The sequence below is a fragment of the Spirosoma luteum DSM 19990 genome (assembly GCF_000374065.1).
GTDB lineage: Bacteria > Bacteroidota > Bacteroidia > Cytophagales > Spirosomataceae > Spirosoma > Spirosoma luteum.
Genome location: NZ_KB893245.1, coordinates 912708 through 935706, shown reverse-complemented (window position 1 = coordinate 935706; position 22999 = coordinate 912708). Strand labels below are relative to the sequence as shown.

The following is a 22999-nucleotide window of genomic DNA, read 5'->3' as shown; positions in this document are numbered from 1 at the left end:
AACGCTGATGGCTTTGCGTACAGTGCCGGAAGCCAATACTACTCCTCCATAAACGCCAGCGACGTTTGCCCGGCTTTGGTTTTCTTTTTGCCCCCGACAGCTTCCGTTAATCCCTTTATTTTCTCCAGCAGCACCGAGGCTGGTTCATCGGTGGGATCTTGTTGCACCAACTCGCCCCGGAAGGCTTTGGCCAGTAACGCCTGCGGCAGTTGGTCAATCTTTGCTTTCAGCGACTGGTACTGCGCTTCGATGGCATCCGATTTGGCAAATAACGCTTCTACCCGATTGACGATTACTTGTTGTTCTTCGAGGGGAGGTAGTGGAATCATTAATGATTCAACATCACCTACTCGTAGATGCTCGACCCCCATTCCAACCGCTTTATCTTTTATTTGGTTATTCATGGTTGGAGCAAGTAATGTGTAAAGCAAATACTTGTTTAACAGTAAATTACCTGGCATTCTCAACAGCATAGTCCTCTGTCCTAAACAGATTTGCATGTTATCAGGTATTATTGCTGCTTCGCCCATAGGTGCTTCCCTTGTGAAGATTATATCACCTGGCATTGGGGGACATCTCCGTGCCCAATAATCATAAGTTTCTTCCGAAATGTATCTTATATCTTCTAAGATTATCTGACCATTTTTTACATTCGTAGTTCTTACTAAGTATATTCCAGATGGCTCATATGGTGCCGTTTTGTTGTGGCAATCTACCACTAAATGACAGACATCGTATAGTGATCCAAGTAGCCACTTATCCGGAATGTTTTCAGGGGAAATTTCCTTCGCATGCTTAAGTCTACTTAATAGTCTTCTTGCTTCAGAATTACCCTTTAAAGCTTCACCTATTGCCCATTCTTGTTTATACTCAAAGATTCTATCAAGTAGTATTTTAGAATCTTCTGTATGAGGATTCTCCTCTCGCCACTCTTCCGTCAATTTCCCCGTTACAGCTTGAGTGAGAACGGTTTGGCGGAATTTCTTGAGAAGTTCAGGAATGCGGGCTAAGCCCATTTTCAGCGTCTCCAAATGACCAAAGGCCGTATCTAACTTGGCAACAATGCGGGTTTGCTCGGCAAGGGGTGGGAGAGGAATTTCTAAATTACCCATTATTGTCCCTGAAACTCTTGGCAGATTTATTCCTTGCGAATTTTCATTTGCATAACTTATTACTTCAGTCGTTCCTAAGTAATAATTTAAATATTTGTTATTAGAATTTTCTTTTGATCTAAAAACAAGAATATCTGTCGAGCAAACGCCATTAAAATTTACAAAAGCATGTTTATTCAGATAAGGTCTTAACTTTCCATATAACACATCGCCCTTCTGAAAAACAGATTTTGTACTTTTCAATTCATCTGAATTTCCAGTCACGTCAATTCCACCGCCTTTCATTAAGTGCTCTAAGCCGACATATGAAAGCGACGTGTTTTCAGCGGGTTCAATTTTATCTTTTACCAATTCAAAGTATTCATTGACTTTGGCTAATATCCACCCTTCTGGCAATTCATTTTCCATCATCCCAGCAGTTCAATAATCTTTTCTAATTCAAGGTGCATTGCCTTCAATTCATTGGCGGCTTCGCGGGCAATGTCGAGTGGCTCGGCATCGTCGGTGCCGGTACTGTGGCTGTCGTCGGCAATCAGGCCCAGATCCAGCGAGTCGTTCTTGGCCGTAATCTGCTCGCGGGTAAGGCAGCTGAAGCGTTCGTCGGTTACGGTGGCCCGTTTGGCGTGGTCGATGGTGCCGTCATAATTGTCGCTCAGGTCGGCAAGGTCAATACCCCCGGTGTAGGCCCGAGCAAAATCGGCAAAAGCAGCCCGCGTAAAGGGTGTGCGCTTGCCGTAGCTGGGCGCGTTGGTCCGCATGTCGTAAAACCAGACCTTCTGCGTATTGCCCGTCTCCGAAGTGCCTCGTTCAAAAAACAGCACGTTGGTTTTTACACCAGCCGCGTAGAAAATGCCCGTTGGCAGGCGCAGAATGGTGTGCAGGTTGCACTTATCCATCAAATCGCGCCGGATTTTGCGGCCGTCGCCATCTTCAAATAAGACGTTATCGGGCAGCACTACGGCCGCCCGCGCGCCCCCGCGTTTGTGCAGGGAGCGGTAGATATGTTGCAAAAAGTTGAGCTGCTTGTTGCTGCTCAGGTACGTCAGATCATCGCGCGAAGGGCGTTCGCCCCCCTGCTTGGTCCCAAATGGCGGGTTGGCCAGCACCCCATCGTAATTACGGAAGCTTTTGCCCAGTTCGGAGAGCGTGTCGCCGAGGTAGATAGGACTTTCCAGGCCGTGCAGTTTGGCATTCATCAGGGCCAGCCGGTGTGCATCCTGCACCAGTTCGCAACCGCTGAAGGCTTCGTTCACCTGAAACGTCCGGGCGGTGATGTCGAGGTCGTAGTAATCGTCGTTCTTTTGGCGCAGATATTCATTGGCGGCAATCATAAAGCCGAACGTACCAGCAGCGGGGTCGTTCCAGCGTTCGCCCAGGCGCGGGGCCAGCAGTTCTACCATCACGTTGATCAGCGGGCGCGGGGTGAAGTACTGCCCGGCCCCGGATTTCTTCTCCCCGGCGTTTTTCTCCAGCAACTCTTCGTAAATGGTGGCCAGCTTGTCCTGTTCGTGTTCATCGTACCAGTTCAGGGCGTTGATGCTGGTGATCAGTGATTTCAGGTTGACCGGCTTGCGCAGCGTGGTGGAGGCATTGGTGTAAATCTCCTTCACGGCTGCATTGTCCGACTTGGCCGAAATGGTGGCCAGCAGTTCGCGGTAGGTATCGAACAGGTCTTTATTGTCGGTGATGGCCGTCAGTTTGCCCCAGCGGTATTCTTCGGGAATATCGGCCTCAAACTTCTTGAGTTCCGACAGTCGCAGAAACAGGATATAGGTCAACTCGTTGAGATACTGGTGGTAGGTCACCCCATCGTCGCGGAGGAGGTTACACAGGCCCCAGAGTTTATTGGCAATGTCTTCGGCACTCATGGTTTTGTTGGTTTTACCACCCCCTGCCCCCTCCTAAAACAGGAGGGGGTAAAAAAGAGGGTTCCGCTGGAACTCCCTCCTGTTTTAGGAGGGGGCAGGGGGTGGTGCTCATTTAAAATGCTTTTCTATCTCGTCCAGCACCTGATTAATGTTTTTCAGAACGGCTTCATTTTTAAAACGCAGCACGGTAATCGATAGTCCTTCAATGGCTTTTTGCCGGTCTTCATCCTGTTGTTTTGCGTCGGTAGTATCATGCACCGCTCCGTCTAGTTCAATAGCCAACCGCTCGGATGGACAGTAAAAATCCAGTATAAACAATCCGATGCTATGCTGCCGCCTGTATTTACGGCCCGCCAACTTATTTCCTTTTAGAAATTGCCAGAGGAACTGTTCACTTTCTGTAGCGTTGTTGCGCAACTCCTTCCGGATAGGCATCAGTACGTTTAGATTATTCAATTGGCCGGTTCTCATTGGCGCATAAGTGGGTTAACGTTTTGCGTGTTGACCACCCCCAACCCTCTCCTAAAACAGGGGGGCTATAAAGGGGCTTCCCTGGAAAGCCCCCTCCTGTTTTAGGAGGGGGTTGGGGGTGGTTCCTTCAATCTTCTTGTCAAGCCTGCTGGTACAAATGATAATTGATGGTCTGGATAACCTGGCCCAACCGGTTATCGAACACTTTGTTAAGTTGGGTAAAGCCCCCCGCATCGGCAAACGGCGATTCGTCCAGGTCATCTACCTGCAACACCGTTTCGGCCAATAGCTGCTTCTCAAAGCGGTCGATCCACTTTTGCTGCACCTTGTTCCAGGGCTGCATGGCGCGCACCTTGTTGACCGCCTTCTTGATCTTGTCCTCGTGGCTCTCCAGCGTACTGCCCAAGGCCAGCGTTCGGATCATCGAAATAATGTCGGCCCCAATGTCTTCGTTCCGGGCCTGTTTCCAGGCGGCTTTTATCGCGTTGGGCTGGTAACCATCCTGGGCCAAAGCTATCAATAATTCCTTTAACGACTGGCGGCTTAATTCGGCCGGCCGGGTGCAAACGATGTTCAGGGCTGCAATTTTATTCTGATTCTCCTGGATGAACCGGGTGAAGCTGTCCAGGTAATCGGCTGGTTTACTGGCCCGCCCGTAGCCGGTTTCCATGCCCAGAAACTCATCTTCGTGCTCAGATACGTACACCGGGTTTCCTGCAAATTTCAGCTCGTCCAGGTAGCGCCAGAGCGTGGCTAGCTTCGGCAGCTGTTCCCGGCTTTGGGCAATGGGTTGCTCCCGCAGCGACTGGATAAAGTCATCCGGGCGTTGCCCGCCGGCATTGTAGCTAAACCATTCCTCGTGGTCGCTGGTCATTCGGTGCTTCTTACGCTGTAGTTTGGCGATGAGCTGTTCGATTTGCCCCTGCACCCGCTCCTCCGAATCAATGGCCGGTAGTTCGTGCACCAGCTGCTCAAACGTAGCGGTGGGGTTCACCACCACTGGTTTCATCTGGGTATAATCTTCCAGGGCCTCGTAAAGCCGGACGGCATCGTAGATCTGAAAGATTTCCTTGCCGATCTCATCGCATCGGCGGGTAGCCCGGCCCAGCATCTGCTCGTACAGAATCCGGGATTTGACCCGGCGCATGAAGACAATGTTACAAATAGCTGGTACGTCAATACCGGTCGTCAACAGATCGACCGTCACGGCAATGGTCGGAAACTTCTCGTTCTTGTAGCGTTTTAGCTGCTCCGGCGGATTGTAGGACTTGCCCGTAATTTTCTGGATGGCATCGTCCTGAATGGCCAGGCCGATGGCCCGGAATTCCTCTTTCAGTAAATTCACGATGGTATCGGCGTGCATGTCGTTGGCGGCAAAGATCAGCGTCTTTTCGTCACCGTCGGGATCGAGTTCCTGCACCAGCCGCTTTACCACCGTGCGGTTAAAACTCTCGTTCAGCACCCGTTTATTAAATCCTTCGATGTCGAACTGTAGCTCGTCCTCCAGCTCGTCCAGCTCCACCACCTCGTTGTTCTCCGGATCGAACGCCGTAGGTTTTTCCCCGGCTTTCCACTTGATACCCTCTTCGCCTAACTTCGTTTTGATGAGGTGGGGTGGGTCATGGTCGATCAGATACCCGTCGATGACGGCTTCACGGTAGGAGTAGGTATAAACGGCTTTGCCAAAGATTTCGGTGGTGTGCAGGGCCGGGGTAGCGGTCAGCCCAATGGCGTAGGCGTCAAAATAGTCCAGCACCATGCGGTACTTGCTGACGTAGTCCTGCTGGTTTTTGAAGTTGAGTCCCTCTTCATCTATTTCTTTATCGAGCAGATACCCCCGGTGGGCCTCATCGATGATGATGCAATCATACTGATCGACGGTGGGCATAGTGGCCTCCTCATCGGCATAGAACAGCCGCTTCACCATGCCCTGTACCGTGGCAAACTGGAGCCGGGTTTCGGCATCGGGCAGGGCCTGTTTCAACTCCTTCACCCCGTAGATATCGGCAAACGTACTCAGGTCAACGACCTTGTTGTCTTTAAAGGCATTAATCGCCTGGATGCCCAGCAGGGTGCGATCGACTAGAAAGAGAATGCGTTTAAACCGATTGGTCTGGATCAGGTGGTAGCACAGGCCGATAATTGTTCTTGTTTTGCCCGTGCCGGTCGCCATGGCCACCAGTGCTTTGCGGTCGCCGGGTTCCCGGAGGAGTTTAGTTTCAACGGCCTCAATGGCTTTGATCTGATAGGTACGCAAGCCCAGTCCCGCTTTGCTTTGCAGAAAATCAAGCGGGGTGTCCGCCAGTTTCTGGTTGACCTGCTGAATATCCTGCGCCCACAGATTCACCAATCCCTCGGGCGAGTACCAGCCCTGTAAGGGATAGGCTGGGTTGGTTTTCTGCCGAACGTCCAGAAACCAGATGCCGCTCTTGGTCTTGATTTGCTCCAGGTAGGGTCGGCCGTTGGTCGAAAACAGGAAAGGTACCCGGTACGTTTCCCATTGGCCAAGCAGGGTGGCCCCGTGGGTAGCCTGTACTGTTTCGGCGTATATTTTGGTTTGCCGCAGGTCGGTAGATATGTCCTGGGCGTATTTTTTGGCCTCAACGAAGCCGTACAGGTCGATGCCCACAAACAGGGCGTAGTCGGCCCAGAGCGTACCGGCAGGCCACTCGGCAATGGCGCGATTTTTCCCCTTCTGGGGCAGCGTCTTGTGCTTTTTGAAATTGATCGTTTCGGTATCGACCTCCCAGCCCGCTTTTCGCAACATCGCATCAATCAGGTGGCGGGTTTCGGCTTCCGACATCTCGATTTTACGGGCCGCCTGTTCCGATCGCTGCTGAATGGCCTGCTGTTTCTCCTCCGACAGACCATCGGTTTGCCGCTCGGCCAGTAGCGCATTCAGGGTTGTTTCCAGCGCTTTGTATTCCGCTTCCAGTTTTTGCAGCGCCAGCGTGTCATCGGTGCGTTCGGGCACCTGGAACGTGCGCATGTAGATGTTCTGGTTCTCCTCGGAATAGGTTTCGTAGAACCACTTCGCGATTTTGAAGGCTTCCTCCAGTCCCTGTTTCGCTATCTCCTGGGTACCGATGTTATCATGAACGGCCTGATTACCTTTCTTCTTGAGGAGATAGAATAAGTCCTTCACCGCCAGCGGGAGTAGCTTTTCCTCCTTTAGCGATTCGAGCCGGTTGTGAAAGCTGTTATCAGAGGGAAAATCCAGCGCGTGTTCATCGAAGAGGATCTCGGTCATTTTTTCGCCAAACAACCGCAGCTTGACCAAGCAGTAGACCGGATCGGAGTGTAGGTAGGACTCGGCAGCAATCCCAATTGTATGTAGGAGCGGAAACTCCTTTTCAAGGAAGGAAAAGTTGGAGGACATAGACGGGAAGTTGATGTGTGGTATGCAAACGAAAAGGAACAAAGCAATTACTTACGAACAGGCCGGCCAATTACCCGCGTAAGCGTTAAAGGGCCTTTGCGTTTTGCCGGGCAATATACAAAAGTATTCATATACCGTCCGGATTGGACCTGGTCTGACCATGAGTCCGGCAACGACTCATTTGGCTAGTTCACCCGGCTCATGCCACAAACGCGCATCCACCGAAAACGCCGATGTCCGTTCGACCGTCACCCCCTCGAAAGAAGGGTGTAAGGGATGGATCAGGAAGTTGAAAGAATCAGGTACCACCGCTGACGGTACGCCCAGGGTCAATACGTCGGGCCGGGTCAGCCAAGGGGCAATGAGTTTGCGGTTCTCACTGAAATCCGATTCGTCCCGCCAGTTTTCCGGCAACTCCGTCACTCCAAGCAACCGGGGCGGCTCCGGGAGTGCCAGGGTAAGCAGGACCAACCGGGGTAAATCGCTGTACGGTAAGGACCGCAAGTGAACCATCTGTTCCAGCAAGGCCAGTTCAGGGCTGGCAGATGCATACAGCACACCAATACCGGGGGGATTCCACCGACCGCCCAGCCGCCGGGCTCCTTCGGTCGAAAGAGGGGTACTCAGAAAACGTTCTTTGATCAGTCGGTACACGCGCACCGGCGATTCAGTTGAGACCATGAAAAAAGCTAGGAGTAGATGCCGTGTTCAATCCGACCCAGCACCGTATGGACCATGGTAAAGCCCGTGGTCGTATCCAGGAGTGCAACGGGAGCTTGCCGGCGAAGCTCGGGCAATGGGCCATGGAGCCAGCGGCCCAGCACATCCATCCGCCCGTCGAATACGGCCAATCCATGCTTAATCAGGACATCCAGCAGCAGCAGTCGCTCCGAGGCATTGCTGTCTAACCGGGCATCGGGCCGCAGCCGGTGCAGGGTCCGTTCCGAGAGATTCAGAATACGTGCCATCTCTTTATCGGTCAGGCCCAAAGGCCGGGCAATTTCATCGGCTTTGGCCCGGCTCACCCCGGCCCGGGTTTGCTCCACGATGGCAAAGCCATCGCCTGTCCATTCTGTATCGGTGGTCAGCTCCATGAGGTTGATGTTTTATGTCACTAAGGTAACCGCCATTTGGCATACTTCCAAATGAGTGATGCTACTACTGTCGGTTAGATGCCCTTGTCGATCGGGTTGATGATAGTTACTCCCGCTTCTACCAGCCAGACGTCTTCCTGTAGCCTATTTGCCGGGAGGTCCCGGTACTGACTTATGTCAGGGAGGTGTACCGTTTAACTTGCTCTACGACGTGCTGATTAATGCGCATTCGTTCAGCCACGGGTTTGTATTGTAGATGAACACTAAAAATAACGGGTATCTGCTGACCTCGTAAGGTCAACTGAAATACATCGGCCTGGGGAGTAGGGCTAAGAATAGATTCGTCAGCCTGATCGATCAACCACCGCTTTTTAAGCAATTCGCCCGTTTTGCCATTCACAACGACGATGGCCCTGGGTGCCATGAGCGCTAACAGATCATAAAACAGGGTCAGCTGTTCGGTAAAAAATTCATCGGTCCTGTTTTCCTGTAGCAGTGTGACCAGATTAACCTGGGCCGATTCCCGAAGTTGAAACAAATCCAATTGCTCCCAGGGCATGCCCACCGCTGCGGCCAGTTCCCGATGCCGTTGAAAGTAGCGCAACCGTTGCCGGTGATACGCCTGGATCGCCTGCCAATCGGCTACCTGACCATGAATTAACTCGGGTTGAAAGGTGAAATAAGGCCTGACGGACTCCCGGTTGGGAACAAAGGACTCGAACTCGGTCCCCTTCAGTACATTGACAATATCACGTTCACCCAGTGAGGGATTGATTCCGATAAACAGTAATGAGCCTGGCTTAAAGTCCGGATAAATCATGGGTACCAGGCTTGTGTGCGCCTGTCGTTTCCAGGAATCGATGAGTCGGTGATGGATCGCTTCCAGCGCGGCACTGGTGGCTTGAGAAGGCATAAAGAAGGCGTTAAGGGATGAATTTGACCGAAGGTGATTTATTTTTTTACGGTGTATATTCATGGAAGGACATACACTACTTTATCCCTGGGAAGCCCAATCCGATACAGCCCACCCCGTTCTCCGGTGATCTGATAGGGTTTGGCCAGCGTCTCACCCAGCGTTTTGACGAGCTTTGTGTTAATGCGGGTTCGCTTTTCTACGAATGAATTATCCAGCCGGTTCGTTAGCCGGTCCACGTTCTGGCGCATGATCTGCTGATCCCCCAGACCGCTGATTCGTTCGTAGAGCGCGAGTAGTTCGGGGTGATAAGCGGGCAGCTGCTGCCGTGAAACACCTTCGGGGTGTTGCAGGAAAAACAGGTAAACCAACCGGTGCAGCGTGGGAATGGCCAGCTCCAGATTGCCCTGTTCGGGGAAGATAATCTGATGGTGCTGATTCACTAGAACCGGTCCGGGATCCCGGGTTTGCCGAAACCCCTGCCGAAACAACATCTGCTTGCGTAACTTCTCGAAGCCGGAAAGGACTGTTTCCACCAGCCAGTCCGGCACTTCCTCTTCCTTTAACTGACGCAAACAGGCATCACAAATGTCACCCGTCCGCAGTTTGAGCGCGATCTGGTCTTTCTGCTGACATAGATCATTCATGCAGCCAATCGCCTGCTCGTGAAATACCCGCCACACGCCATGATCATCAACGGACAACCCCGTTTGCAGGCGAAGGATGTTGGCCAGAATCTGGTAGGCAATCGGATAGGCCGGTGGCGAAGGGATGAACCGGGCCCAGTCGGCGGTGTGGATAAAGACGTTACGACCCTCGTAGGCACTGAACCAGTTGAGCGCATTGGGCCTATTGGTCAAGAGCATGACCACATCCGCATCGCTGGTACCAGCCCCGGTCTGCCGGTAAAAATTACATACCCGGAACAGTTCCTGCCACGACAGGGGAAGACCCCTGTCTGAGTCGTACATGACTTTCCCCACCGGAGATTGGTAGTTGAAAGAGACCGGCTCCCGGAAATGCCGCCCTCCCCATCCCTGATTCAGGTCGTTGTAGGTTTCGTCATCGATGATGGTTTCAGGCACAACAAACTGTAGAGAATGGAGGTCCAGGGAGGTTAGTAATGAACAGACGTCAAAATAGTCGCCGGGTTCATAATCAGGCGCACGAAGGAGGTGAACAGTCAGCAAAGGATAGCAGATCGAGGGTGGAATAACGAACGGGGTAAAAATGGCGGATAAAATTCATTTCCCGTCAGGGTTGTTCCCAGAAACCTTCTTCGGCCTGCCGACTCGACATTCCTTTACTCTTTTTATCATAGTAGGCCATTCGTCCTTTACGATCCTTATCGAAAATGTCCCGCACACTCGCCTGGCTATTTTCAAAGCGCAGGGAAGAGGGAATTGACAGGGAAGAAGCTGTGCGTTCGACATCATGATTGGCGCCCATGTAGGTGAAGGACCAGCCCAGTTTTGTCAGCCGATCCACCAGCGCCCGAACCGCGGAGCCGCTGAACTCCCGGGAAGCGTTCTCCTGCCCATCGGTCATGATGCTGACCAGCACCGAATAGTCAGTTAGCTGTTCGGTTTGCCATTCCAGTCGCATCAGGCTGCGCCCCATGGCATCATACAGGGGAGTGCTGGCATCCGGCTGATACTGCTGGTCTGTCATGGGTTGCAGCATATCGACCTGTTGTTTATCCAGCAGGGTACGGATTGCAAGGCCGTTGAAGGTAACCAGCGTAATAAAGTGTTGCTGGCCGGGGTATAAAGCTTGGGCACCCCGAATGGTCTGCACCATTTCGTGAAAACCGGTCAGAAGGGCGGGCTTGATGGGTTCCATCGAACCGCTCTCATCAAGAATAATGAGGTTGAAAATCTGGTGTTCAGGGGTGTTGGTCATGGCTGGTCGTTTGCTTAAACTGATGAAACAAAGGTCCGGTTTCTGACTGACAGCCCGAAAAATCTGCAACGTTGCAGCCTGACAATCGTACAATAGCTGAGGAGCGTTTGTAGATTACTTCACCTGCTGAATTCTGGTTGAATACCTTTCAGGCAGTTATAAAACTGTTCAACTAACCCTTGCTACGGCCCCAAAACCTGAACCACTAAACTGAACGGGTTTATTGAACGCGATAAGGCCGGTTTTCGGATACCTCCCTCCTACATTGCCACCGTTCAGAAAAACGTCCAAGCATACTCTTACGCAATTAATTGTAGCCGTGAAAATCAATGAGTGTTGAAACGAAGGACGAACTAGACCTGTAACAGATTGTAAAAATACCAACCGGCTGTGGTGTTTCAACCACCGTTTCAATCGCTTGCGGTAACCAAAGAAATGAGCCGGTTAACTTTTCAGTTAACCGGCTCATTTTTATGTATTTATACTTGAGCGGGAAATGGGGTTCGAACCCACGGCCTGCAGCTTGGGAAGCTGCCGCTCTACCAACTGAGCTACTCCCGCTTGTTTTACTTCACCAAAATTGCGCGTTTACCAGCACAATGTCAAGTGATCCGTATCAAATCATTTGCAGCAAGTCAATTATCTGTTGGTACGTGTAGTCGAGTTGCTCATCTGTGGTGCAGTAGGGCGGCATCAGGTACAGCACATTGCCCAGCGGGCGCATCAGCACGTTACGACTAATCAAAAAATCATTAGCTACATCCCGAATGGTGTTGAAATAGGATGTTTGGTCGTCTGCCTTCAGGTCGAAGGCGAGCAGAGTTCCCCGCTGCCGGATATTTTCAACGGTCGAATGCGTGGCCAGTTGTCGGGCAAACGTACTATGTTTCTGCCCAATACGCTGAATGGCAGCCCGGGTTTCGTCCAGAAGCAACAGGTCCATACTGGCCAGCGAAGCAGCGCAGGCCACCGGATTGGCGGTAAATGAATGACCATGAAAAAGCGTCCTGAGCTTATCGGAGGATAAAAACTCGTCGTAGATGGCCTGCGTACAGGTCGTTACCCCCAGGGCCATGGTGCCACCCGTCAGCCCTTTGGAGAGGCACATCAGGTCGGGCTTTTCGGTCAGGTAATGGGAGGCAAACAGTTGTCCGGTACGGCCAAAACCGGTCATTACCTCATCGGCAATAAGGAGCGTACCCTGCTGGCGGGCGAGTTTGAACAGCGCATCCAGCGGACCGGGTTCGTACATGACCATGCCCCCCGCCCCCTGCACGAGGGGCTCGACAATAAAAGCGGCTACCTCATCGGTAAACAGTGCCTCAGCCTGTTTCAGAACGGATTCTTCCTGACCGGCAATGGGAACGGGCAGATAGTCCACATCGAACAGAAAAGGTGCAAACGGGGCGGTAAAGGCACTGCGCCCCCCCACCGCCATGGCCCCGAAGGTATCCCCGTGGTAGGCATTCTCAAACGCTACTACTTTCCGGCGCGGCTGACCAATATTGTGCCAGTACTGAAACGCCATTTTCAGGGCTACCTCAACGGCGGTAGAACCATTATCGGAGTAAAAAACCTTTGCCTGATTGGGCGGCAGTATAGCCAGTAATCGCTCGGCCAGTTCAACGGCGGGCTGATGCGTAAAGCCCGCAAAAATAACGTGTTCGAGGGTAGTCAACTGCTCCGATACCCGCCGGGCAATGTGCGGGTGAGCATGTCCGTGCAGATTAACCCACCAGGACGAAATTATATCCAGGAACTCGCGGCCATCGGCCCCGTACAGCACCGACCCTTCGCCCCGTACAATGGGTACGGGCAGCGGAGCCGTTTGCATCTGCGTAAAAGGATGCCAGATTACGGCCCGGTCCCGTTCAGCTAGGTTGTTCATCATTGAGCAAAAATGGAGAATGGCCCGTTCATCACTCGAACGCCAATCCAGACAATCATTTATAATCGCACCGGCTACCCGGTCATCATTTATCATTCATAACACCCCATTTGCCCTGTGCCCGCATCACTTGCTCGATGACATCACGGGCGGCTTCATGCCCCCCCGGTTTCGGTGATATATACTGGCAAATGGTCTGCACTTCATCTACCGCATCGGCGGGGCAGGTACCCAGCACGTTCGGGCGGCTCAGAATTGGGCAGTCGGGCAGATCGTCGCCCATGTACAGAATTTCGGATTCGTTCAGGGTATCGCGGGCAATGTAGCCGAGGTAGGCGTTCAGTTTCTGGTCGGATGGCCCACCCATAAACACATCGGTTACCCCCATAGTAGCTAACCAGTTTCGTACTCCTTCGGCATTTGATGCCGACACGATAGCCACCCGGTAGCCCGCTTTTACAGCCTGTTCAATAGCGTAGGTATCCCGAATGGAGACGGTTCGAAAGCGTTCGCCCGTTGCCAGCAGGCTGATGCCACCATCGGTCAGTACACCGTCGATATCGAAAATAAAGGTCTTTATACGGGCAAATTGGTCTTGTAGGGCAGCCATGCCGCAAGTTTAGTGAAAACCGGGCGACTGTTCCGTATTTTTACCGAATGAATGCAAACAAACGGGAATCGGCCGGATCCCCTCCAGCGGCATCGACTCCTGCGTTACCGGCTGCTTTTGAGGAGCAGATGCAGGCGCAACTGGCAGCGGAGTTTCCGGCTTTCCAAGCAGCTCTGGCCCAGCCCACACCCGTAAGTATCCGGTTGAACCCACACAAGAAAGGGTATGACACAACGGATTTGACCCCGGTGCCCTGGTGTGCCGATGGGTTCTACCTGCCCGAACGACCGAGCTTTACGCTCGACCCGCTGTTTCAGGCTGGTGCCTATTACGTGCAGGAGGCAGCCTCCATGCTGCTCAGTGAAGCCCTCCGGCAATCTGTTAATTTGAATCGACCGATGAGGATTCTCGATTTGTGTGCCGCGCCGGGCGGCAAAAGTACGCTGCTGGCATCGGCTCTGTCGCCGGATAGTCTGCTGGTTTGCAACGAGGTTATTCGGAGCCGGGTGTCGGTTTTACGCGAGAACCTGGACAAATGGGGCTACCCCAATGTGGTTATTACTAACCACGACCCGGACGAGATGACTAACCTGGCCGGTTTTTTCGATGTCGTGCTGGTGGATGCGCCCTGCTCCGGGGAGGGCCTTTTCCGGAAAGACCCGGAAGCCGTGCAGGAATGGTCGGAAGCCAGTGTACAGCTCTGTTCGAGCCGCCAGAAACGCATCCTTTCGGCAGCCACCAATCTGCTCGATGAAGGGGGTACCCTCATCTACAGCACCTGTACCTACAATGACCCGGAAAACCGGAACAATATGCAGTACCTGACCGGACACGGCTTTCAAAACCGCGCCCTGACATTGCCCGACGACTGGGGTATTGTCGAGAAAGAGACAGACGATGCAGTTGGGTATCAGTGTTACCCACACCGGGTTCGGGGCGAAGGATTTTTCATCAGTGTTTTCCGGAAAAAGACGTTCACCGCAGCCGTAAAACTAGACGCCCGCACGTTTCGCACCATCCGGGCACTACGTACCCGCGACACGGCTTCAGCGTCAAAGTGGCTGCAAAATCCCGCCGATTTCTCGTTCTGGGAGAAGCCCAACGGGGCAGTGATGGCTCTGCCCAAAAGCCTCGAAAAAACGTTCCTTTTTCTGGATAGTGCATTGCACAACAAGGGGTTTGGTCTGGACATGGGCCAGTTTAAAGGACAGGACTTTATTCCTTCGCACGCGCTGGCGCTCAGCACCGCGATTAACCAACAGCTGCCGGCCATTGAACTAAGTAAAGAAAATGCCCTCCGGTACTTTAAGAAGGAAAACCTGGTGTTCGATAGGCCGGTAAGTGGCTGGTTGCTGGCTCAGTATAAAGGGCTAAACCTGGGCTGGGTGAAGGGCGTTGGCAACCGGGTAAATAATTACCTGCCCAAAGACTGGCGCATCCGAATGGATATTAAAGAATACGTATGAAACGGTTACTTCTTATTGTTGGACTACTGCTTACTGTTATGGTAATTGGCTATTTGCTGGGGCCGACTGCCCAGACCGATGCGGTCAGAAATGAAACTTTCTCGCTAGACCCCGACCTGGTAAAGCTGGAGCAGTCCATTGCTCAGTCAGAACAATCCTTGAAGCTGCGGCCCGACAATGAAGCCCGTGTCGTGTGGGCCGACAGCCGGCAAAAAGTAAAAACACCCTACAGTATCGTTTACATTCCGGGTTTTTCGGCCACCTGGGCCGAAGGGGACCCGATTCACAAACAGATAGCACAACGCTTTGGCTGTAACCTGTACCTCGCCCGTACGGCTGAGCATGGGGTAGATTCGCCCGAGGCCATGAGAGAACTAACCCCCTCCCGGTATGCCGCGTCGGCCGAGCGGGCACTGGCTATTGGTAAAGCACTGGGTGATAAAGTAATCGTGATGGGTACATCGGCGGGCGGTATGCTCACGCTTTATCTGGCAGCGCACCACCCCGAAATTGACGGGCTAATCCTGTATTCTCCTTGTATCGCCGTGGCGAATCCGGCGTTGAAGCTGGTAACCAAGCCCTGGGGAAAACAGATTCTCGATCAGGTTTTCGGCGGGGAATACGTTAAAAACACCCACTACAGTGGTGGACGGGAACGCTACTGGTCGCCACAATACCACACCAACGGCCTGATTACCCTGCAAACCATGCTCGACGAGTTTATGACTCCCGACCAGTTTGCGAAGGTAAAACAGCCGGTTTTTATGGGTTACTATTACAAAGATGAGGCCCATCAGGACCAGGTGGTATCGGTGCCCGCCATGCTGGAGATGTTTGATGAACTGGGTACCCCCACAGCAAAAAAAGTGAAAAAAGATTTCCCGGATGCGGGTGAGCACGTCATTGCCTCCCACTTCACATCGGGTGATTTGGCCGGGGTTTATCAGGCTACCGAGACATTCATGAAAGACGTGTTGAAGATGCCCATCGTACCAGTGGCAACGGAGTTAACAATCCGCCAAACTGAAAAATAGCCTACCTTTGGAAAAATTAATGAAGAGTAAAGAAAGAAAACGGGCTCGCCCGCGGGATGAAGTGTATTGTAATCATCTCTTTTTATTCTTCGCTTTTCATTGTTCACTCTTCATTCAAAAAAAATGGCTTACGGATTACTGAACGGAAAACGCGGCATCATCTCCGGTGCGCTGGACGAAAAATCAATCGCCTGGAAAGTGGCGTTGAAAGCGAAAGAAGAAGGGGCAACGTTCACCCTGACCAATGCCCCCATTGCTATGCGGATGGGCGCTATCAAACAACTGGCCGAGCAATGCAACGCGGAAATAATTCCAGCCGATGCTACGGCGGTCGAAGACCTGGAAAACCTGTTCACCAAATCACAGGAAGTGCTGGGTGGCAAAGTTGATTTTGTCCTGCACAGCATCGGCATGAGTCCCAATATCCGCAAGGGAAAAGCTTACACCGACCTCAACTACGACTGGTTCAAACAAAGCATTGACATCTCGGCGCTGTCGTTTCACAAAATGATGCAGACGGCCTATAAGCTCGATGCCATCAGCGCAGGAGGTTCCATTGTGGCACTGACCTATATGGCGGCCCAGCGGACGTTCCCGTTCTATACCGATATGGCCGATGCTAAAGCCATTCTGGAATCCATTGCCCGTAGTTTCGGGTATCGTTACGGCAAATACCGGCAGGTACGCGTGAACACCGTTTCGCAATCACCCACGCCCACTACGGCGGGTGGCGGCATTGGCGGCTTCGACAAGTTTTACGACTTCGCCGATAAGACCGCACCCCTCGGCAATGCCAACGCCGACCAATGCGCTGATTACGTCGTTACGCTATTCTCCGACCTGACCCGCATGGTGACCATGCAAAACCTCTACCACGACGGCGGATTCTCCATGACTGGCATCTCAGAAGAAGTGATGGAGCTGATTCACAAAGGAGAATAAAGTCATCCCAATAAAAAAGGGGGCATCCATTGATGCCCCCTTTTTTATTGGAGTCTACCTCAGGTCAATTACGCATCAAAGCCGAATGTTACTCTAAAAAGTAATTGCCTGCGTCAGGTATGTAGCCTTGTCGTCGCCGTTGATACGAACGGTGGCGGTGAGCGGCTTAGCAGCCCAATCTATGGTGATAAGGCCATAATTCAGTTTGGAAACGATATTACCTACCCGGTGGCGGTTGGGTTCCTCATGCGGGGGCGAAACGTGCGTTAGTCCGCTGCTGGTAATATCGAACAAGGGGTATCCCAAACCCGGAACCGCCACTTTTGATACCTCCGCCATGTGCCGGTCACCACTCAGTAGAAAGGCCCCTTTCGGTTTTGTTTTGCCCAGCAGGTCCAGTAACCGCTGGCGGGCGGTAGGGAAATTAGCCCATTTCTCATAAATATGCTCTTCGGGCAACACCTGAATACCACTGCCAATAACGTGCAGGTCAGCATCGGAGTTAGTCAGTTCTTTTTCCAGCCACTGCCACTGGGCTTCTCCCAGCACATCGCCAGTTGGGTCGGGCACATTGGCTTTACCGTCTTTTTTGAGCGGGTCGCGGAAATAACGGCCATCCAGCAAAATGACCTTCACCCGCTGCCCTTTGGGGCCGTAGCTGTGTGCTGAATACCCTCCCTGCCGGGTTCGTAATGGGCTTTCGGCGGGTACATCCAGAAAATCGAGCATCACCTGCTGGCTGGCTACCCGCATCGGGTATTCTTTACCACCATCGTTTACGCCATAGTCGTGGTCGTCCCAAACACCGATGACGGGAGTAGAGTGTCGCAACTGCTGGTAAACGGGATTACTTTTTTGCCGGGCGTATTTGGCCCGCAACGTATCCATATTTTCCGAATCGCCATAGATATTATCGCCGAGCCAAATCCATAAATCAGGTTTTTGGGCAACGATGTCGTCCCAGAGGGGTTGGGGTCGTTTCTGGTCACTACACGACCCAAAGGCAATGGTTGTGAGGGCTTTATTGGGAGGGACAGCCGTGTTTGGTCTGGACGTTTGGCAACCTGATACGACCAGGTAAACGAGTGGCATTAGTGCGAAAAGCTTTCTCATTTCAGAAGGATTACTGATTCAGTTATCCAGCAAAAGTAAAAAGCAATGCCAGCCCAGACAACCTTACGCCCGGGAATCGACAAACCGGTTGAAAAACCGAATACCGAAGTATATATAAGCTACCAATGCCACCAGACCGATTGTGTTTCCGAGTAAATCCAATGTATCGTTCCCGGCTTCGGTGGAATAATCCAGCATCCAGTCAAACAACCCGCCAGCATACGCTACCAGAACAGTTATCAGGCCCAGAGAGATCAGCAACAGTGTAGTCGATTTGTTTTCCATTTGTCAACTTAGTTCAAAACCTGAACAGGGTACCCGTATTTGGTTAATGGACAGCCTATCCCTGCAAAGGTTTAATATAGCCGGCTTTTTTAAGCAAATATCTCCGAAGCACGGGCAATTAGCTAAAGCCGCATTCCTCCTCTTGGCCGTACAACCAACCTAAAACATAGCCTGGTAATCGGGTTATGATAAGACAGTAGCAAATTCTTTGCCCTTCTGGCAAAATTAGTTAGTACTATTAGGCAAATAGTAACGTTTTTGAGTAAATGGTTCGTATACCCTGCCCATGATTGCTATTATTCAGCGCGTTACCCATGCTTCCGTTACGATTGAGCAGCAGGTGAAAGGTAAAATCAATACGGGTTTTCTGATTCTGCTTGGCATTACCCATACGGATACCCAGGAAGACAGTACGTGGCTCAGTCGAAAAATTGTTGGGATGCGTATTTTTAATGATTCCGAGGCAAAAATGAATCTCGATCTGGCTGCTGTCGGTGGCGATATTCTGCTCATTAGTCAGTTCACGCTCTATGCCAGTACAAAAAAAGGGAACCGCCCCGGCTTTACCGAAGCGGCTCGCCCCGAAATAGCCATTCCGCTCTATGAAGCTATGATACACCAACTGGAAACCGATTTGGGAAAACCAATTCAAACGGGCGAGTTTGGAGCTGATATGCAGGTCTCGCTAGTGAACGATGGGCCGATAACGATTTTGATCGACTCGAAAAACCGTATTTAGTCATTGGCAATTACCAATTTGTGCCAGTTATCCGTTAATTTTACTGAAACCAGCCCTTATCCGTCGAAACAACATTTCATACGGATAAACCGCCGAATGGATTTTTTGCCTGCCAATATAACCACCTATGCCGAAGCCCACACCTCGCCCGAGAGTGCGTTGCTTCACCGCCTGAACCGCAACACCCACGCCCACATTATGGCTCCCCGCATGTTGTCGGGGCATGTGCAGGGGCGTTTTCTGGCGATGGTGTCCTGGATGATTCGGCCGCGCCGGATTCTTGAAATTGGCACCTACACCGGCTACTCGGCCCTTTGCCTGGCCGAAGGATTAGCCGAAGAGGGCCGGTTGATAACCATCGACTATAATGAAGAACTCGAAGCCTTCACCCGTTCCTACTGGGCACAGTCTCCACTGAACGATAAAATTGATTTTCGACTGGGGCAGGCAGTGGATATCATCCCAACGCTCGATGAATCATTCGAGCTGGCGTTTATTGATGCCGACAAGCGGAACCTGTCCGTCTATTTCGATTTAGTGCTGGACAAACTCCGCCCCGGCGGCTTCATACTGGCCGATAACGTATTATGGAGTGGCAAGGTAGCAAAACCCGTTGGCGCGGGGGATGCAGACACCCAGGCAGTTGCGGACTTTAACCAGCGAGTACAGGAAGACCCACGGGTGGAGAACGTACTTTTGCCCGTACGGGACGGGATAATGATGATGCGAAAACGATAAGTACGACAGACCAACATGAACCACCGCCCGGGCGGTATACTATATGAAAAAACGGATGCGTTTACTCCTACTTTTAACCCTGATAAGCGTTGCGGTATCGGCTCAGACAAATGGGCCAACAGTACCGGAACGGCTCACGTTTGCCGGCATTTCAGTTCAATTGGACCCCGATGCCCGTCGGCTGATACAGCAGGATGTCAATGCACTCATGGCTAACCGGCAATACTGGACGGCCAAGCTCGACCGCGTTGCCCTGTATTTCCCCATGATTGAAGCCATTCTGATTGATGAGGATGTCCCTACCGATTTCAAATACCTGGCCGTTCAGGAAAGTTCACTGACACCGGATGCCGTGTCTTCGTCAGCTGCAGTAGGTTACTGGCAGTTTAAGCGCGAGACCGCGACGGATAATGGAATGCGGGTAGACGATGAAATTGATGAACGCAAAAGCATTATAGCCTCCACCCACGGGGCCGCTAAATACCTGAAAAAGAGCAACACCCAGTTTAATAACTGGGTTGCTTCCCTGTACTCGTATTACCTGGGCGCGGGCGGGATTGCCAAACTAATTCCACCCGATTGGTCGTACGCCCGCGAGGTAGCCCTCGACGGCCGCACCGACCGGTACATCCTTCGGTTTTTTGCCCATAAGATTGCCATCGAAAATGCGCTGCAAACACACCAGACCAGCAACCGTTTTGCCCTGATCGAATACCCGAGCGGAGGGGGCAAATCCCTGAAAACCATTGCCGACGAATTAGGCATCGATGAGTTTGAACTACGCAAGTACAACCGCTGGGTGCTGAATGGGGGCGTGCCCACCGACCGCCAGTATGTGCTGGCGATACCGGTAGCCACCGATCAAATCAATGATGTTCGGCAAAAGATAGCCGCCAGTACCTCCATCCCAACGGCCGATTTTGTTCAGACGGATGTTGGCTTTCCGGTTCTTCGCAAGGTAACCACCGGGTTAAGCAGTAAGAATGACCCTGTTCTTTACGAAATCAATGGCTTACCGGGTATCCAGGCGCAGGAGGGCGATAATGCCGCTTCGCTGGCCCGGCGATCAAAAATCAGTCTGTCGAGTTTTCTGCGTTACAACGACATGAGCGACCGGGACCCCGTATTGCTGAATGATGTGTACTACCTGGCAAAAAAACGGAACAAGGCGCTTGTCCCCTTCCACACCGTTCGCGAAGGGGAAACAGCCCGCAGTATTTCGCAGCGGTACGGTATCCGGCTGAAAAAACTGATGCGCTACAACCGCCTGGATCGGGTGCAGAAGCTGGCCACCGGGCGGGTCATGTGGCTCCGCGAACGCAGACCAGCCAACAAACCGGCCGAGATTATTACCGCTCCTACCCCACCGGTATATGACCAGACCCCCACGCCCGCTCCAGCCCGGGTCGATGTAGCCGCCAATACGCCCGCCCGCCCCGCCGGGAGTAGCGACATTCCCCGCAATGCATCGGAACGGAAACGGTACCAGCCCAAACTGGTAGGTGGTGGCGTAACACCCGACGACAAAACATCGGAACCGGCGGCTGCCCAGCGGCCGGAGCCAGTCCGGCCCGTTACACAACCTACCGTAACCCGCTCCGTTCCTGTGTCACCGCAAGCCAGTGGTAGTTCGGAGGGAACCCAACGGATCGTTATTGTGCGCACGCCCGAAGCCTCCGAACCAACGAAAGCAGTGCCCGTGGCTACCACCCCCGAGCGGGTAACCCCTGATACCGATTCGGCAGTGAGCGAATCCAAACCGGTAAAAAGGGCGGATACGTACACCCGTCAATCTAAAAAAGCTCCCGTTTCGGACACGGACATGGGGCGGCCCGAAACGGGTACGTATAAGGGGCCGACCGAACAACAGGCCGATGGGTCTATCGTTACGTCGTCTACTGTACCTCCCACCAAGGCTCCACCCCGGCCCGCAGCCACGGTTAGTCCAAAAACAGAAACCCCCGCCACAAGGCCGGAGCCAGTGGCTAAAACGCCCGAACCCAAACCGGTCGTATCTCCTGCGCCAGCCACGAACAGCCCGGCAACGCCTTCTGCATCCGTCGACCGGTCGGCAGCGACCCACACGGTCGAAACTGGCCAGACGTACTATAGCATTTCCAGGCAGTACGGCCTGACAGTGGATGAGTTAATGACTCTCAACAGCCTGACGAATAATGATGTGCTCGAAGTAGGAAAGAAACTGAAAGTGAAAGCTACGCCAGGGAGTCAATCGGCCGTGTCGGCCTCAACCAAACCAGCAGCTGGGCCAAAAGCAACTGTAAGCTATCATACTATTGCTAAAGGAGAAACCATGTACCGGGTTTCGCAGCAGTATGGTGTCAGTATCGACCAGATAAAGGAATGGAATAATCTGAAGGATACGGGGGTTCAGGTGGGCCAGAAAATCAAAATCATCAAGAACGAATAAAGAGTCCGAAAAGGTAGGAAGGAAATAGAATGTCACACAAATTTCCCTTCCTGCCCTTTTCCCTCCCTCCCATTATGATACTCATTGATACAACCTGCATCAGCGACGATGTTGCCGAAAAGTTTTTCGTTTGTAATCTCGACAAGTGCAAAGGTGCCTGTTGTGTTGAAGGCGATATGGGCGCCCCGCTGGAAGGTGACGAACCCGCCATGCTCGACCGAATCTACGAATCCGTAAAACCCTATCTCTCCCCCGAAGGGATCGGGGTTATTGAGCAACAGGGCGGCTACGAATCCGACGGTGACGGTGGTTTTGTGACCAGTACCGTTGGTGGCCGGGAGTGCGTCTATGCCACCTGGGATGATCGGGGCATCCTGAAGTGTGGCATCGAGGCCGCTTATAACGACGGCAAAGTGGATTGGAAAAAACCCATTTCCTGCCATCTATACCCCATTCGTGTCACCAAATACGAATCATTCCATGCTCTTAACTACGACCGCTGGCCCATCTGTAGCCCTGCTTGCGGATTCGGCGAACAGTTGAATGTACCCATCTACAAATTCGTCCGCGAAGCCCTGATTCGGGCGTACGGAGAAACCTGGTACAACCGCCTGGTTCAGGCCATTGAAAATCCTCCGACTTCGGAGCCGGTGTAGACGGAATGGAAAAACGGGATTATTTTGACGAAGTGTATGAAGTTGTGCGCCTGGTGCCGAAGGGCCGCGTGACCACCTATGGCACGATTGCCCGTTATCTGAGTCTGCGAGCGGGTGCCCGCATGGTGGGCTGGGCCATGAACGGTTCTCACAGCCAGACCGACGTACCTGCCCATCGGGTGGTCAACAGTGTTGGCGTACTTACGGGCAAGCACTTTTTCGGTGGCCCCACCATTATGCAGCAACTGTTGGAAGACGAGGGCATTCAGGTAAATAATGACCGGGTAGTCAATTTCAAAACCCTGTTCTGGGACCCAGCTCTGGAGCTAGGTCTATAGAGCCCTTTCCCCGGAGCACACAA

21 protein-coding genes and 1 tRNA gene are annotated in these 22999 nt (G+C 52.5%); 8 read left to right on the top strand and 14 right to left on the bottom strand.

The window, feature by feature from the left end:
* Positions 1-38: 38 nt before the first annotated feature.
* The 12 genes from B156_RS28800 to B156_RS0103880 form a co-directional block, all read right to left on the bottom strand.
* A complete protein-coding gene (locus B156_RS28800; RefSeq protein WP_018618337.1) occupies positions 39-1523 on the bottom strand; it encodes a restriction endonuclease subunit S in 1485 nt (494 codons plus the stop codon).
* Positions 1520-2980 (bottom strand): type I restriction-modification system subunit M, encoded by a 1461-nt coding sequence (locus tag B156_RS0103930; RefSeq protein ID WP_018618336.1) that lies wholly within the window; start codon positions 2978-2980, stop codon positions 1520-1522. Before B156_RS0103930 ends, B156_RS28800 begins: the two co-directional genes overlap by 4 nt.
* Positions 2981-3088: 108 nt before the next feature.
* On the bottom strand, positions 3089-3451 hold the full coding sequence (locus tag B156_RS0103925) for an endonuclease domain-containing protein (protein WP_018618335.1): 363 nt from the start codon (positions 3449-3451) through the stop codon (positions 3089-3091).
* Positions 3452-3590: 139 nt separating this feature from the next.
* Positions 3591-6830: a type I restriction-modification system endonuclease gene (hsdR, locus tag B156_RS0103920; RefSeq protein ID WP_018618334.1), complete on the bottom strand. Its 3240-nt coding sequence runs from the start codon at positions 6828-6830 to the stop codon at positions 3591-3593.
* Between the two features lie 177 nt (positions 6831-7007).
* Positions 7008-7511, bottom strand: coding sequence for an RES family NAD+ phosphorylase (locus B156_RS0103915; protein ID WP_018618333.1), 504 nt, complete (start codon positions 7509-7511; stop codon positions 7008-7010).
* Positions 7512-7519: 8 nt separating this feature from the next.
* Positions 7520-7924, bottom strand: coding sequence for a type II RES/Xre toxin-antitoxin system antitoxin (gene parS, locus B156_RS0103910; RefSeq protein WP_018618332.1), 405 nt, complete (start codon positions 7922-7924; stop codon positions 7520-7522).
* Positions 7925-8096: 172 nt separating this feature from the next.
* Positions 8097-8837, bottom strand: coding sequence for a hypothetical protein (locus B156_RS0103905; RefSeq protein ID WP_018618331.1), 741 nt, complete (start codon positions 8835-8837; stop codon positions 8097-8099).
* A 59-nt stretch (positions 8838-8896) separates the two neighbouring features.
* Positions 8897-10027: a hypothetical protein gene (locus B156_RS30195; protein WP_157626897.1), complete on the bottom strand. Its 1131-nt coding sequence runs from the start codon at positions 10025-10027 to the stop codon at positions 8897-8899.
* A gap of 64 nt (positions 10028-10091) precedes the next feature.
* Positions 10092-10739 (bottom strand): vWA domain-containing protein, encoded by a 648-nt coding sequence (locus tag B156_RS0103895; RefSeq protein WP_157626896.1) that lies wholly within the window; start codon positions 10737-10739, stop codon positions 10092-10094.
* Between the two features lie 488 nt (positions 10740-11227).
* Positions 11228-11300 (bottom strand) — tRNA-Gly (locus tag B156_RS0103890).
* Positions 11301-11355: 55 nt separating this feature from the next.
* The gene (gene bioA / locus B156_RS0103885) at positions 11356-12627 is read right to left on the bottom strand and encodes an adenosylmethionine--8-amino-7-oxononanoate transaminase (protein ID WP_026260576.1); all 1272 of its coding nucleotides are present in this window, start codon (positions 12625-12627) and stop codon (positions 11356-11358) included.
* 85 nt (positions 12628-12712) lie between these two features.
* On the bottom strand, positions 12713-13237 hold the full coding sequence (locus tag B156_RS0103880; protein ID WP_018618327.1) for a KdsC family phosphatase: 525 nt from the start codon (positions 13235-13237) through the stop codon (positions 12713-12715).
* Between the two features lie 47 nt (positions 13238-13284).
* Here B156_RS0103880 and B156_RS0103875 point away from each other — a divergent pair, with 47 nt between their 5' ends.
* The 3 genes from B156_RS0103875 to B156_RS0103865 all read left to right on the top strand — a co-directional run bounded on the left by B156_RS0103875 (position 13285) and on the right by B156_RS0103865 (position 16679).
* Positions 13285-14703: a methyltransferase RsmF C-terminal domain-like protein gene (locus B156_RS0103875; protein WP_018618326.1), complete on the top strand. Its 1419-nt coding sequence runs from the start codon at positions 13285-13287 to the stop codon at positions 14701-14703.
* A complete protein-coding gene (locus B156_RS0103870) occupies positions 14700-15737 on the top strand; it encodes an alpha/beta hydrolase (protein WP_018618325.1) in 1038 nt (345 codons plus the stop codon). The genes B156_RS0103875 and B156_RS0103870 overlap by 4 nt, the downstream gene beginning before the upstream one ends.
* A gap of 123 nt (positions 15738-15860) precedes the next feature.
* A complete protein-coding gene (locus B156_RS0103865; protein ID WP_018618324.1) occupies positions 15861-16679 on the top strand; it encodes an enoyl-ACP reductase FabI in 819 nt (272 codons plus the stop codon).
* A gap of 93 nt (positions 16680-16772) precedes the next feature.
* On the opposite strand, the gene B156_RS0103860 is transcribed toward B156_RS0103865, so the two are convergent.
* Positions 16773-17792, bottom strand: coding sequence for an alkaline phosphatase D family protein (locus B156_RS0103860; RefSeq protein WP_026260575.1), 1020 nt, complete (start codon positions 17790-17792; stop codon positions 16773-16775).
* 63 nt (positions 17793-17855) lie between these two features.
* Positions 17856-18077, bottom strand: coding sequence for a hypothetical protein (locus B156_RS0103855; protein WP_018618322.1), 222 nt, complete (start codon positions 18075-18077; stop codon positions 17856-17858).
* A 286-nt stretch (positions 18078-18363) separates the two neighbouring features.
* On the opposite strand from B156_RS0103855, the gene dtd reads away from it, so the two are divergent.
* The 5 genes from dtd to B156_RS0103830 all read left to right on the top strand — a co-directional run bounded on the left by dtd (position 18364) and on the right by B156_RS0103830 (position 22976).
* Entirely contained in the window at positions 18364-18816 is a 453-nt protein-coding gene (dtd, locus tag B156_RS0103850) for a D-aminoacyl-tRNA deacylase (protein WP_018618321.1), read from the top strand.
* A 96-nt stretch (positions 18817-18912) separates the two neighbouring features.
* On the top strand, positions 18913-19554 hold the full coding sequence (locus tag B156_RS0103845; RefSeq protein ID WP_018618320.1) for an O-methyltransferase: 642 nt from the start codon (positions 18913-18915) through the stop codon (positions 19552-19554).
* Positions 19555-19609: 55 nt separating this feature from the next.
* Positions 19610-21982: a lytic transglycosylase domain-containing protein gene (locus B156_RS0103840; protein WP_157626895.1), complete on the top strand. Its 2373-nt coding sequence runs from the start codon at positions 19610-19612 to the stop codon at positions 21980-21982.
* Positions 21983-22056: 74 nt separating this feature from the next.
* Positions 22057-22638 (top strand): DUF3109 family protein, encoded by a 582-nt coding sequence (locus B156_RS0103835; protein ID WP_040585034.1) that lies wholly within the window; start codon positions 22057-22059, stop codon positions 22636-22638.
* 5 nt (positions 22639-22643) lie between these two features.
* A complete protein-coding gene (locus tag B156_RS0103830) occupies positions 22644-22976 on the top strand; it encodes an MGMT family protein (RefSeq protein WP_018618317.1) in 333 nt (110 codons plus the stop codon).
* Positions 22977-22999: the final 23 nt, after the last annotated feature.